Genomic DNA, 13363 nt, shown 5'->3' on the forward strand with positions numbered 1-13363 from the left:
TCGGTTAGTTACGTATGTACGAATTTTTTGATGAAGACTTTGACCAGCTAGAGTTAGCTGAAGGTGCATTGATCTTAAATAAAGCGATTAACCCAGAAACTCAAGACAGCTGGGCTGAGCAAGAACTGGCGAGATTGTTAAAAGACGCTGAGTTTGCTTTGGTTAATGAAACCGACGAGCAACAGAAGTTTGAATCTTTTATTCGACTATTCTTTTATGAGTGGGGCTTCGCAGGCGATAAAGACGCTTACTTCTCATCGGAAAACGCGTTTATCGATAAAGTGCTCGAGAGAAAGAAAGGTATCCCTGTCAGTCTTGGGGCAATCTTCCTTTTTCTTGGTCGCAAGCTAGGCTTCCCTGTAGAGGGTGTCTCTTTTCCGACTCAGTTTCTGCTTAAAGTGAGTTGGTACGGGCAAGCAGCCGTCTATATTAATCCTTACAACGGTGAGTATGTTGGCGTGCAAACTTTACGAGCTTGGTTAATCGGACATGATGGCCCACTCGCTAAGGTGAAAGCGGAGCACTTAGAGGTTGCCGACCACCCAACGATTATTGGTAAGTGGCTAGCGTTGCTTAAGAGTGCATTACTGCGAGAAGAGCGTTATACGCTTGCATTGAAGTGTACCGATCTTGCGTTAACGTTTGTGCCGGATGATCCGTACGAAATCCGTGACCGTGGCTTTATTTATCAGCAGCTAGACTGTCATCAAGTTGCAGCAACGGATTATCAATACTTTATCGACCAATGCCCAGATGACCCTGCATCTGAGTTACTGAAATCTCAAGTGAACGTCATGAACGAAAAGACAGTGGTTGTTCACTAATTAATAATTATTTAGAGAGAATATGATGGAACAGAAAACAGTTCACATTGGTGATATGCCAATTGCTAACGACAAGCCATTTACGCTATTTGCAGGCATGAACGTTCTTGAATCTCGCGATCTAGCAATGCAGATCTGTGAGCATTACGTGAAAGTCACAGAGAAGTTGGGCATCCCTTACGTATTTAAGGCGTCTTTCGATAAAGCAAACCGCAGCTCAGTTCACTCATACCGTGGTCCAGGTATGGAAGAAGGTCTTAAAATCTTCCAAGAACTGAAAGATACCTTTGGCGTGAAAATTATCACGGATATCCACACAGAAGCACAAGCTCAGCCTGTTGCAGATGTGGTTGATGTAATCCAGCTTCCAGCGTTTCTTGCTCGTCAAACTGACCTTGTTGAAGCGATGGCTAAGACCGGCGCTGTAATCAACGTGAAGAAGCCTCAGTTCATGAGCCCAGATCAAGTGGGTAATATTGTTGATAAGTTTGCTGAGTGTGGCAACGACAACATCATTCTTTGTGAACGTGGTTCTTGCATGGGTTATGACAACTTAGTTGTTGATATGCTTGGTTTCGGTGTAATGAAAAAATCATCAAACGGCAGCCCAATTATCTTTGATGTGACTCACGCGCTTCAAATGCGTGACCCATCAGGTGCTGCCTCTGGCGGTCGTCGTGAGCAAACCGTTGAACTTGCTAAAGCGGGTCTTGCGACGGGTATTGCGGGTCTGTTTCTTGAGGCTCACCCTAACCCTGATCAAGCACGTTGTGATGGCCCATCGGCGCTACCTCTAGATAAACTAGAGCCGTTCTTGAAGCAAATGAAAGCACTTGATGACCTTATCAAAGGCTTCGACCACATCGATATCAAATAGCTTTGGCTGATGCTAAATAACGAGCATTAAATCGCTAATGTTAGTGAGTTTAAGTGGTTATTTAACAGCATAAGATAAACGCCCAACTCTTAGAGTTGGGCGTTTTTTTTAACGGGACATCCGTTCAGTTCACTGAAGCCTCGGCCTATTTTGACGATGACCAAGTTGTTTTTCGATGACTAAGCTGTGTAGTCGTTAGCTAACCTGTTTTTCAAAGTACTAATCAACGGCAGATGATCAAATCTTTGTTAACAGAACCTTTGATTCCCTAAGAAAGTGGTATGGGTGTGTGAGGTCTGTCCTGTTTATAGTAAATTACTGATGTTCATCACACTTTATAAGTAAACGATTGCCTGTGATGCAGGGGAAGTTTGAGTGTAATCTCATAATTTTGTTACACTTAACTGCCGATCTATGCGTGACCAATTCGACATAAATATGAAATCGTCGTGTTACATCTAGAATGTTAATTTAAGATTAGTCATGTTGAAGTCTTATTGTTCGAACTCCAGGAAAGGGGTCGCAATAGATTATAAAAAGCAGTGGATTCCCCTAAAAAGTTCAAAGGTATGACAATGAAGCAACGCCTTATTCTAAAGACAGCACTAAGTGCTGCAATCCTAGCTACTCTAGCTGGATGTGCGTCTCAATCAACTCAAGATTGGAACCAAGACGAAACTTACAAGTTAACGGTTCTACACACTAACGACAACCATGGTCGCTTTTGGCAGAACAAATACGGTGAATACGGCATGTCTGCGCGTAAAACGCTTGTTGACCAACTTCGTGCTGAAGTTGAAGCAGAAGGCGGTAGCGTGTTGCTTCTATCTGGTGGTGACATCAACACTGGTGTGCCAGAGTCAGATCTTCAGGATGCAGAACCTGATTTCAAAGGTATGAATAAAATTGGTTACGATGCAATGGCATTGGGTAACCACGAGTTTGATAACTCTTTAGACGTACTACAAAAACAGATCGACTGGGCTAACTTCCCAATGCTATCTGCAAACATCTATGACAAAGCAACAGGTGAACGCAAGTTCCAAGCTTACGAGATGTTTGAAAAGCAAGGTATCAAGATTGCTGTTATCGGTCTAACCACTGAAGATACGGCAAAAATCGGTAACCCTGAATTCATCGCGAGCATTGACTTCCGTGACCCTAAAGAAGAAGCGAAGAAGCTGATCGCTGAACTTAAAGAAACAGAGAAGCCAGATTTAATCTTCGCTGTGACTCACATGGGTCACTACGAAAACGGCCAACGTGGTGTTAACGCACCGGGTGATGTAGCACTTGCTCGTTACCTAAACGAAGGCGACCTAGACATGATCGTTGGTGGTCACTCTCAAGAGCCTGTATGTATGGAAGGCCCTAACGTTGCGAAGAAAAACTTCAAGCCGGGTGATGAATGTAAACCAGACGTACAGAATGGTACTTACATCGTTCAAGCTCACGAGTGGGGCAAGTACGTAGGTCGTGCTGATTACGAATTCCGTAACGGTGAGCTAGAGATGGTGAGCTACGATCTGGTTCCAGTTAACCTTAAGAAGAAAGTTAAGATTGACGGTAAGAAGCAACGTGTTCTTATTCAAGATGAGATCGCACAAGATCCAGAGTTGCTTGAATTCCTACGTCCTTTCCAAGAGCAAGGTCAAGCACAGCTAGAAGTTCAAATTGCTGAGACAAATGGCAAGCTTGAAGGCGATCGTAACGTGGTGCGTTTCCAACAAACTAACCTAGGTCGTTTGATTGCGACTTCTCACATGGAGCGTGCACAAGCAGACTTCGCTGTGATGAACTCTGGTGGCGTTCGTGACTCAATTGAAGCGGGCAATGTCACTTACAAAGATGTACTGAAGGTACAACCTTTTGCAAACATCCTGACTTACACAGACATGACAGGTAAAGAAGTTCTAGATTACCTAAACGTTGTGGCGACGAAACCAATCGATTCTGGTGCTTACGCGCAGTTCGCTGGCATTTCAATGACAGTAGCAAACGGTGAAGTATCGAATGTCTTCATCGGTGGCAAACAGCTTCGTTTAGACGAAACATACCGTTTCACAGTGCCAAGCTTCAACGCGGCTGGTGGCGACGGTTACCCTAAACTGTCAGATCACCCTGGTTACGTGAACACAGGTTTTGTTGATGCTGAAGTACTGAAAGAGTACCTAGAAGCGAACAGCCCAGTTGACGTGAACAAGTACGCACCTTCTGGTCAAATGGTTTACAAGTAATTAAACCCAGTTGCTAGAGTTAATAGGTGCTAAATTAGATTGACTCTAGCACCATGATAAATTTAACTAAAGCGACGCCTCGGCGTCGCTTTTTGTTTATCTATCGTTTGGATTTGTTATGACCCCTGCAATCAATCTCGCCAAGAAAAAGAAAATCGCTCATAGCGTGCATCAATATCACCACGATACGAATAACACGAATTATGGATTAGAGGCTGTCGAAGCGCTTGGTCAAGATCCCAAACGTGTATTTAAAACGCTTTTGTTCTGTTTGAATGGCGTCGCTAAAGATTTAGCTGTTGCCGTTATTCCCGTTGATCAGAAGCTAAACCTGAAGCTTGCGGCAAAAGCGGCAAAAGGCAAAAAAGCAGAGATGGCGAATCCTGATATTGCTCAGAAAACCACGGGTTATGTGGTGGGCGGGATCAGCCCTCTTGGTCAGAAAAAAGCCTTGCCTACCTTTGTTCATTCCAGCGCTACCGATTTTGAAACGATATGCGTGAGTGCAGGGAAGCGCGGGCTAGAAATTGAGCTCGACCCGAAAGACTTAGCGCTACTGACTCGCGGTCAGTTTGCTGATCTATGTTTATAGATTGTCGTCGTCATGATGATAAAACTATCGAATTACATACAAGAACGCCCGCTAGACTAATCTAGCGGGCGTTTTTATATCGAGTGTCTCGTCTTACTGATTCTGACTACTTCTTCAGGCCTAATGTACCACCAACGCGTTTTGCTGCTGGTTTATTTGGTCTGTTTGAATCTTGACTACGGTTTGCTGGCTTACCGCTTCTACGATCGTTATTGTCGCGGTCTGTGCGATTGCGATCCGAGCTGTTTCGATCTGAATTTGAACGCTCTGAACGAGAGTTCGATTTCCAGTTCTCGGTGTTGCCGCCGCTTTCACTATTCGACGAATTACGACCACGCTTTGAGTTTGGCGCATGGCGGAATTCATCCGCGTTATTACCACGGTAAGTGCGAGTACGGTTCTCGTTTTGATTACGGCGCGCTGTTGAAGTTTGGTTTTCTTCACGGCTATCAAAAAGTTTTGCGTCTGTCGCTTTGCGAATGCGTTGACCTTTCGCGTTCATTTTTGATGCATCTTCAGTACTTACAGAGCCTTCACACATCGCTAAAATTTCAGTGATCTCTTCGTCGCTCAGGTAGCGCCATTTCCCGTTAGGAATGCCGTCTAATGAGATGTTCATAATACGAACACGGCGCAGCTTAAATACCTCGTAACCCAATGCTTCACACATACGGCGAATCTGACGGTTAAGGCCTTGCGTTAGTGTGATTCGGAACGAAAATTTGGTTTCTTTCTCGACCTTACATGGCAAGGTAACAGTATCGAGAATATGAACGCCAGCGCCCATTTGCTTCAAGAACTCAGTCGTAATCGGCTTATCTACACGCACTACGTATTCTTTCTCGTGGTTGTTACCTGCACGTAGGATTTTGTTTACGATGTCGCCATCGTTGGTCAAGAAGATAAGACCATCAGAAGGCTTATCTAGACGACCAATAGGGAAAATACGTTTGTGGTGGCCGATAAAGTCGACGATGTTGCCAGGAATATCACGTTCAGTAGTACAGGTGATGCCTGTTGGTTTATTAAGAGCAATGTAGATCGGCTTCTCTTTTGAGCGAACAGGTTTATTGTCGATCTCAACATCATCACCGGGCAAGACTTTAGTACCCATTTCAGGGATCTTACCGTTAATAGTAACTCGGCCTGCATCAATGAGTTTGTCGGCTTCGCGGCGTGAGCAAAAACCAGTTTCACTGATGTATTTATTAAGGCGTTTAGCTTGGGATTCTTGTGACATGATATTCTCTTAGCGTTTCACAACGGAAATATAGATAAACAAAAAGCAACCTTTGGATAGTTGCTTTGAGTTGGGATTCGTTAACTGAGGACAATTTTAGCACTTGGTGTGAGTCTAGGCACGAAATATCGATCTTGATGCAATTCGCTATCAGTGTACTTATCTGTTTCAACCAGTTAACTGGTGCGTTTTTGATGGCGCTCTCTGTTCTCTAGCTTTTTCTCATTACTCTTTCTGAGCATAACGTAGACTGCGCCAGTGCCACCATGAAATTGCTGAGCAGAATGAACACATTGAACGTCGTTAATTTGCGTGAGCCAATTCGCCACGTAGCTTTTCATCATTGCTGGTGGGTTCGAGCGCTCACCTTTACCGTGAACAATGATAACGGTGCGAACATCCATTCTTAAACACTGGCGTAAAAATGAGAGTACTTCGTTACGAGCGTCTTTCAGTGTTTTCCTATGAAGGTCGAGTTTGGCCTGAATAGGGTATTTGCCTAAGCGCAGCTTTTTGTATACGCCTTCTTGTACACCATCTTTCTTGTAAGCAATGACGTCGTCTGGCTTGATCATTGGTGAGTAGTCTAATGATAAGTAGTCTTTCTCGTCGTCAGACAGCCACATAGCGGCTTCACGCTTAGCAAGGTGAGATTCTGTGACTCGGTGTACTTTCTGGTGTTCGGCGGTGTCATGGTTGATACGTTTAACATCGCCCATCATTTCTTGGAATAGATCTAAGTCGTCATCATGAGACATAGTGTGTATCTCAAGTTGGAGAAGGATAGGGTAAGTATACCTAAGTTGAGGCCGGGTTTAAAAATGAAAAAACCGGAGAAGACAATAAGTCTGCTCCGGTGCAAAGCGTTTTTACATCCACCCAAAGAAAATGATACTTAAAAGTAGATGACTTAGGCTGAGCGATTCTAGTGAGGAGATTTTTCAGTCATAACTTTGTAGATGAAGAAGCCTCCATAGAACATCATGAGACCCAGAGCCCCGAATATTACTATCATTGAAGATAGCCCCACTGCATTACCAAATAGGAGTTCTAGCCAAAAGTCCATGTGTATACCTCAAAGTTATATGACATGGCTCAGTGTATTAAGTAGCGTTATCAATTCACTGATCTGGATCAATCCTGTTTCATAAGTTAAATACTTGTTGGTGAGTGTGTGTTTTTCGTCACATTAGCCGTTGGGTTGTACGTCTTTTGTTCGAACGATTCGATATTGTAAAAAAGAGTGAAAAAAGCTCTTGCGCATAAATTCAGAATCCGTATTATACGCTTCATCGACAGGCAATCAGCCAGTTAGATATCTCGGTGAATAGCGCAGCTTGGTAGCGCATCTGGTTTGGGACCAGAGGGTCGGGGGTTCGAATCCCTCTTCACCGACCACATTAAAGAAAGCCGTAGCACTCTTTGTAATAGAAGGGGCTACGGCTTTTTTGCATTTCAGGATAAAGATAATCACTTGGTCAACGGGTTCGCCTGATGTTCAAAACAAGCTCTTCACTGACCGTATTAAAGAAAGCCTGCTCAATGAGCAGGCTTTCGTCGTTTCAGGGTATGGGAAATGGGGTTTGAACCTAAGTGGGGGTCGCCTGATGTTCAAAACAAGCTCTTCAACGCCACATTAAAGAAGCCGTAGACCATTTATTATAGAGAAGGGCTACGACTTTTTTGCATTTGGTATGTGCGTCATTCCCTAGAGTGGCGAAGGAGCGAGTCGGGAATCTCTTGTTGTTCTAAACATCCCGCATAGAGAAAAGGATTGACTCAATAAGTCCGTCCCAAATCTGTTTACTTCACATCACAAGTGATGTTCTTGATTGGTGTCTCTGAAGTAACAAAGCAAACATACGCTTCAACAGGATTATTTGGACCAATTCGAATGTAACCTGCCTGTACTTCATCTTCGTTAAAGGTCACCGAGTGAGAGTTACCCGTCTTGCCATCGTAAAAGCTTGCTTCAAAATTACCATTCATTTGGCTTGCGATACGGTTGCGTGTCGTAGACGTCGTGAAAGTAATATTCGCGCATCGCATGGGTGGCTTTTCAGTAATCAAAAACTGTCCGCTTTCTTTATCTAGCACGCCGCCTTTTGTATCAGGCTGAATGTCGATGGCTTGAAACTGTTCGATGGTACAAGTTTCTTTGGCAAACGCTGCCGTGGGCATCAGGATCGTGAGGGCTAAAGGTAAAGCGAAGAGTACTGGTTTCATGAGAACAACACCGTGTATAAAAAGAGCGAAAGATAATAGCACCGTTATGGTGCTATTAAATGTAATGATTCTGTTATTAAGGAAATGCTTTTATAACGAGAATACAATAAGGTTGAGCATCGTTAGCTTTTTTGGCTAGCCTCAAATTGACACTGAGCCTGTTGGCTTTGTGATTGTTGAGTGACATTAAAACCTTTCTCTTTTAACAACTGCAAAAGGTTACCTTCGCCAACTAGGTGCAAGGCGCCAACCACGATCAAATAATTCCCATTTGAATCGAGTTTCCAATCATTGGCGGATAGCTTGTTTGCCCAGTCGATATTGCGATCAGTTAAGAATGCTTTCTCGAGTTCAAGCGACATCTCAGACAGCTCTGCGAAGGCTTCCAGCTTCGCTAAATCACCCGCTTTCCAGCTTTCGATTAAGCAATGAACCACACGATCAGTTTGGTCAAATTCTTCAAGGCTACTGACTAACCATTCTTTACCGTCGTCCTTTTGTTTTGTCATCAGGTCTATTTGGAACTGTAGGGGCTCTAAACTGATTACCGGAACATCTTGGATCGTTGCTTTGTGAGCTAGTGTCGCATCAACGCCGCCGGCGGAGCCATAACCAAGGTTTTTTAGCTGCTGCATCTGTATGGAAAGAGAAGTCGCCCAAGGCGGTGAGCTAAGCAGTTGTTGCGTCGGCATCTCCAACGATTTTGATATGTCGGTTAATAATTGCAGTTGTTCTTCATTGAGCACATCGGCTGTGGTGAGTTTGTTGTGGGGATATACAACGCCATCAGACTTTCTGATATCCGTTTCGATAACTAACCCATCACTGTTTTTTAGCGCGTCGGTGATCGCTGAAGGAAGTGGGTACATACTCTCGTCCCCAACGTGCACGGAACCTAAGATAGTGAGTGTCAGTTCATCCTTTTTTGCTTGCCAATAAAGGGGCTCGGCGACCGCTTGCCTAGCTGAAAAAGCGAGAACGAATAAAACCATGTATAAGAATGGGCGCAAAGGGAGCTCCTTTAGGAAGTCTTAAACTCGTTAAAATCGATTTTGACGGTGTTTTTTAACGGTTTTTTTTGAGAACGATGTCACGTTGTTTGTACGAAAAGTATAACAACACCAACAAACTCTTAAACCTTTCTCAGTAACAACGACACGATTTTATGAAATCCTTTCAAAAGATTGTGATTCAATTCTCAAATATTACGTCAAAATAAAACTGACGGAACTGTCGATATCGGTAACTTGATGATTTTAATCAGGTTAATTTTATCAATATTTTTTAGATTTGAAGTCGATCACTTTATTAACTTGATTTAATTCACGGCGAAAAATAAGACCATATAGTTTATCTAACTTTTGAAGCGTTCTATTTTGCTTCTAACTCAATTTTTTAAATTTATGGGTGAATACGATGTTGAAGAGAAACTTACTATCTGTAGCAGTACTGGCTGGTTTAACGGGTTGTGCGGTAACACAAGCACCAGAACAAAAGGTGGTGAATGCACTGGCTGATAACCTAGATGTGCAATACGAAATTTTGACGAACCACGGCGCAAACGAAGGCATGGCTTGTCAGGATTTAGGCGCAGAGTGGGCATCATGTAACAAAGTGAACATGACTCTGACCAATGACGGTGAAGCGATCGATTCGAAAGATTGGACTATCTACTTCCACAGTATTCGCCTTATCTTAGATGTTGATAATGAGCAGTTTAAAATCACTCGTGTAACGGGCGACCTACACAAACTAGAACCTACAGATAAGTTCGATGGTTTTGCCGCTGGTGAAGAAGTGATTCTTCCACTAACAAGTGAATACTGGCAACTGTTTGAAACCGACTTTATGCCGGGTGCATTTGTAACGGCGCCAAACGCTGAACCTAAGATGATTGCTTCATTGAATACGGAAGATGTCGCGTCGTTCGTAACAGGTTTGGAAGGAAACAACCTTAAGCGTACACCTGATGACAACAATGTCATGGCAACAGCGGTTACTCGCTTTGAAAAGAATGCTGATCTGGCAACGCAAGATGTATCAACCACTTTACTACCAACGCCAATGTCGGTAGAAGCGGGCGAAGGTTCAGTGAGCATTGCTGGTGGTATTGCCCTACCTAAAGACGCATTCGATGCTGAGCAGTTCGCTGCAATTGAAGAACGTGCAGATGTGGTAAACGTAGATGTGAGTGGCGACCTACCTGTTAGTGTTGCTGTTGTTCCTACTCAGTTTACGGGTGATTTAGCGAAATCTGGCGCTTATGAACTAAGCATCTCGGAAGAGGGGATTGCGATTAAAGCGTTCGATAAAACAGGTGCTTTCTACGCCGTTCAGTCTATTTTTGGCCTAATAGACAGTCAGAATGCTGAATCACTACCACAACTGTCGATCCAAGATGCGCCACGCTTTGATTACCGTGGTGTGATGGTGGATGTTGCTCGAAACTTCCACTCAAAAGATGCCATCCTAGCCACGCTAGATCAAATGGCAGCCTACAAGATGAATAAACTGCACCTTCACTTAACGGATGATGAAGGCTGGCGTTTAGAAATCCCGGGTTTACCAGAGCTAACGGATGTAGGGTCTAATCGTTGTTTTGATTTGGAAGAGCAAAGCTGTTTACTGCCTCAGCTAGGTTCAGGTCCAACAACAGACAACTTTGGCTCTGGTTTCTTTAGTAAAGCGGATTACGTCGAGATCTTAAGTTACGCAAAAGCGCGCAGCATCGAAGTAATTCCAGAAATTGATATGCCAGCACACGCTCGTTCTGCTGTGGTATCAATGGAAGCCCGTTACACTCGCCTAATGGCGGAAGGTAAAGAAGCGGAAGCAAGTGAATACCGCTTGATGGACCCACAAGATACTTCAAACGTGACGACGATTCAGTTCTACGATAAGCACAGCTTCATCAACCCATGTATGGAATCATCGACTCGCTTTGTTGATAAAGTGATTACTGAAATTGCAGCAATGCACAATGAAGCGGGCATGCCGCTAACGACTTGGCACTTTGGTGGCGATGAAGCGAAAAACATCAAGCTAGGCGCAGGCTTTCAAGATGTTGATGCTCAAGACAAAGTGGCATGGAAAGGTAACATTGAGCTAGACAAGCAAGATAAACCATTCCAACAGTCTCCACAATGTCAGTCTTTGATTGCTGATGGTTCAGTGAGTGATTTCGGTCACCTACCTGGCTACTTTGCAAAAGAAGTATCAAAAATTGTTGCAGACAAAGGAATTCCTCACTTCCAAGCTTGGCAAGATGGCTTGAAGTATGTGGAAGAGGGTGAATCTGGCTTCGCTACTGAAACGACTCGCGTTAACTTCTGGGACGTTCTTTACTGGGGCGGCACTTCATCAGTGTACGACTGGTCAGCGAAAGGTTATGACGTAATTGTTTCTAACCCAGATTACGTATATATGGATATGCCATACGAAGTAGATGCAGCAGAACGTGGTTACTACTGGGCTACGCGTGCAACCGATACTCGTAAGATGTTTGGCTTTGCTCCAGAGAACATGCCACAAAATGCAGAAACGTCACTAGACCGTGACGGCAATGGCTTCAGTGGTAAAGGTGAGATTGAAGCGAAACCTTTCTACGGTTTGTCAGCGCAGCTTTGGTCTGAAACTGTACGTACTGACGAGCAGTATGAATACATGGTGTTCCCTCGTGTTCTTGCTGCGGCAGAGCGTGCATGGCACCGAGCAGATTGGGAAAACGACTACAAAGTGGGCGTTGAGTACTCTCAAGCTACTGACTTAGTGAATAAGCAGGCTCTAAACAGCGACTTTAATCGCTTCGCGAATATTGTTGGTCAACGTGAGCTGGCTAAGCTCGAGAAAGCGGGTATTGATTACCGACTACCAGTTCCAGGTGCTCAGGTTGTTGATGGTAAGCTAGCGATGAACGTTCAATTCCCAGGCGTAGAGCTTCAATACTCAGCTGATGGTGAAAACTGGCTGACTTATGATGAGCAGCAACGTCCTTCGGTTTCTGGTGAAACGTATATCCGCTCTATCTCTGAAAGTGGCGAGAAAGTAAGTCGAGTAACTTTGGTAAAATAATCGACAAGCAAAATTAATAGATGAGCTCCCTAGCTTTTATCTGATTCAGATAAGAGTGGGAGCTTTTTTTTCGTCCAAATCAAGTTAGCCACTTCTCTTAAACTGAAACATATAGAAATAGCCTTTATGTATATCGTCAACAATGTCATAAGGTGAGTTCCATCGCAAAAGTGACGCGCTTCTCATTATTCTCTTCGAAAAATAAGTCTCTCATCAAAAACTCTAAATCAGGTGTGATTCAACCAACTAAATCTAATTTCGCATCGTAAAATAATGTGATCCTGATCTGTACGTTTTTTGATCTTGAGTTTTTTATCAATTTTTATATTTTTAAGTGACTGATTTTAATGTGTTAAATAACTTGTTCTTTTTTGATAGTGAGAGAGATCACTCTGCTCATTCTTTTATTTTGAAACGCAAATTAATTCGAGCAACATAGATTTCATGCCAGGGAGGCAACTAACTACTCAAGCGGTGAAGGTGAATGATGTACCGAAGATGTGCCGCTGAAAAAATCAAACTAAGGCAGTTTACTATGAAAAAAATTATCGCTCTAAGTGCACTTTCTCTTGCTTTTGCTTCTAGTGCTTTTGCTGGTTCTTCTTACGTTACAGGTAACGTTCAATTTCACTCTGATTTCGATCCGTCAGCAACCTCTACCCTAGAAGCGGGCCACACATTTGATACTGGTACAACACTACTAACAGAGTTCGATGGCATCTCTCTAGGTAAGTACGACGATGACGCAATCCAAGATAGCGGTCTAGGTAACTCTCCGTACATTACTCTAGGTGTTGAGCAGATGTACAACATCAATGACAACCTATGGGTTGCTGCTGGTTACCACCACCTACTAAATAACGGTGAGACGGTTCAGTACCGTCCGCTAGTTAAGATTGGTTACAACTTCGATAACGGTATTTCTATCAGCAACCGTACTCGTTACCACGCTATGGAAGACAGCAAAGCTGACGACCAAACTCGTTTTGATAACCGTATCGGCTATGCAGTAAACGCTGAGCTAGCTCTAAGCTACAACAACGTATACGTGATGAGCGATGCTGATAATACTATGGACCACGAGCTTCGTGCTACATGGACTCGTCAAGGCGTTCAACCTTACTTTGAGTACCGTAACCAAGCTGACAATGCTAACAACGCATTCGTATTCGGTGCTTCTTACGGCTTCTAAGCCGATTCACTTGGCTGCTTAGTCTATTCGATTATTAGCCGAGTGAGCTTCTTCGCTAAATAGCTTTTTTGTTAAATAGCTTTTTGTTAAATAGCTTCTTAGCC

The 13363-nt window shown here is 43.6% G+C and carries 11 protein-coding genes and 1 tRNA gene; 7 read left to right on the top strand and 5 right to left on the bottom strand.

What is annotated here, in order from left to right; genetic code table 11:
• The first annotated feature begins 14 nt into the window (after positions 1-14).
• The 4 genes from OCU90_RS03975 (at position 15) to ybaK (ending at position 4530) form a co-directional block, all read left to right on the top strand.
• A complete protein-coding gene (locus tag OCU90_RS03975) occupies positions 15-824 on the top strand; it encodes a SirB1 family protein (RefSeq protein WP_017084479.1) in 810 nt (269 codons plus the stop codon).
• A gap of 22 nt (positions 825-846) precedes the next feature.
• Positions 847-1701 (top strand): 3-deoxy-8-phosphooctulonate synthase, encoded by an 855-nt coding sequence (gene kdsA, locus OCU90_RS03980; protein WP_017076863.1) that lies wholly within the window; start codon positions 847-849, stop codon positions 1699-1701.
• Between the two features lie 575 nt (positions 1702-2276).
• Positions 2277-3938, top strand: a complete 1662-nt coding sequence (gene ushA, locus OCU90_RS03985) for a bifunctional UDP-sugar hydrolase/5'-nucleotidase UshA (RefSeq protein ID WP_004736242.1) — start codon at positions 2277-2279, stop codon at positions 3936-3938.
• 118 nt (positions 3939-4056) lie between these two features.
• Entirely contained in the window at positions 4057-4530 is a 474-nt protein-coding gene (ybaK, locus tag OCU90_RS03990; RefSeq protein ID WP_004736243.1) for a Cys-tRNA(Pro) deacylase, read from the top strand.
• Between the two features lie 106 nt (positions 4531-4636).
• Here the strand turns inward: ybaK and rluF are convergent, their stop codons facing one another.
• The 3 genes from rluF to OCU90_RS04005 form a co-directional block, all read right to left on the bottom strand.
• Positions 4637-5770, bottom strand: coding sequence for a 23S rRNA pseudouridine(2604) synthase RluF (gene rluF, locus OCU90_RS03995; protein WP_061025645.1), 1134 nt, complete (start codon positions 5768-5770; stop codon positions 4637-4639).
• A 176-nt stretch (positions 5771-5946) separates the two neighbouring features.
• Entirely contained in the window at positions 5947-6528 is a 582-nt protein-coding gene (smrA, locus tag OCU90_RS04000) for a DNA endonuclease SmrA (RefSeq protein WP_061025644.1), read from the bottom strand.
• Positions 6529-6695: 167 nt separating this feature from the next.
• The gene (locus OCU90_RS04005) at positions 6696-6836 is read right to left on the bottom strand and encodes a DUF3149 domain-containing protein (RefSeq protein WP_004736246.1); all 141 of its coding nucleotides are present in this window, start codon (positions 6834-6836) and stop codon (positions 6696-6698) included.
• A 255-nt stretch (positions 6837-7091) separates the two neighbouring features.
• Here OCU90_RS04005 and OCU90_RS04010 point away from each other — a divergent pair.
• Positions 7092-7168: transfer RNA gene (locus OCU90_RS04010), tRNA-Pro, on the top strand.
• 405 nt (positions 7169-7573) lie between these two features.
• Here the strand turns inward: OCU90_RS04010 and OCU90_RS04015 are convergent.
• Positions 7574-7996 carry a hypothetical protein gene (locus OCU90_RS04015; protein WP_061025641.1) on the bottom strand — a complete coding sequence of 141 codons (423 nt, stop codon included), beginning with the start codon at positions 7994-7996 and terminating at the stop codon, positions 7574-7576.
• Between the two features lie 122 nt (positions 7997-8118).
• A complete protein-coding gene (locus tag OCU90_RS04020; protein WP_061025639.1) occupies positions 8119-9006 on the bottom strand; it encodes a TraB/GumN family protein in 888 nt (295 codons plus the stop codon).
• Positions 9007-9412: 406 nt separating this feature from the next.
• Here OCU90_RS04020 and OCU90_RS04025 point away from each other — a divergent pair, with 406 nt between their 5' ends.
• Positions 9413-12067: a beta-N-acetylhexosaminidase gene (locus tag OCU90_RS04025; protein WP_061025638.1), complete on the top strand. Its 2655-nt coding sequence runs from the start codon at positions 9413-9415 to the stop codon at positions 12065-12067.
• Between the two features lie 535 nt (positions 12068-12602).
• On the top strand, positions 12603-13259 hold the full coding sequence (locus OCU90_RS04030) for an oligogalacturonate-specific porin KdgM family protein (RefSeq protein ID WP_017088099.1): 657 nt from the start codon (positions 12603-12605) through the stop codon (positions 13257-13259).
• Positions 13260-13363: the final 104 nt, after the last annotated feature.

This window comes from Vibrio splendidus (assembly GCF_024347615.1).
Lineage (GTDB): Bacteria > Pseudomonadota > Gammaproteobacteria > Enterobacterales > Vibrionaceae > Vibrio > Vibrio splendidus.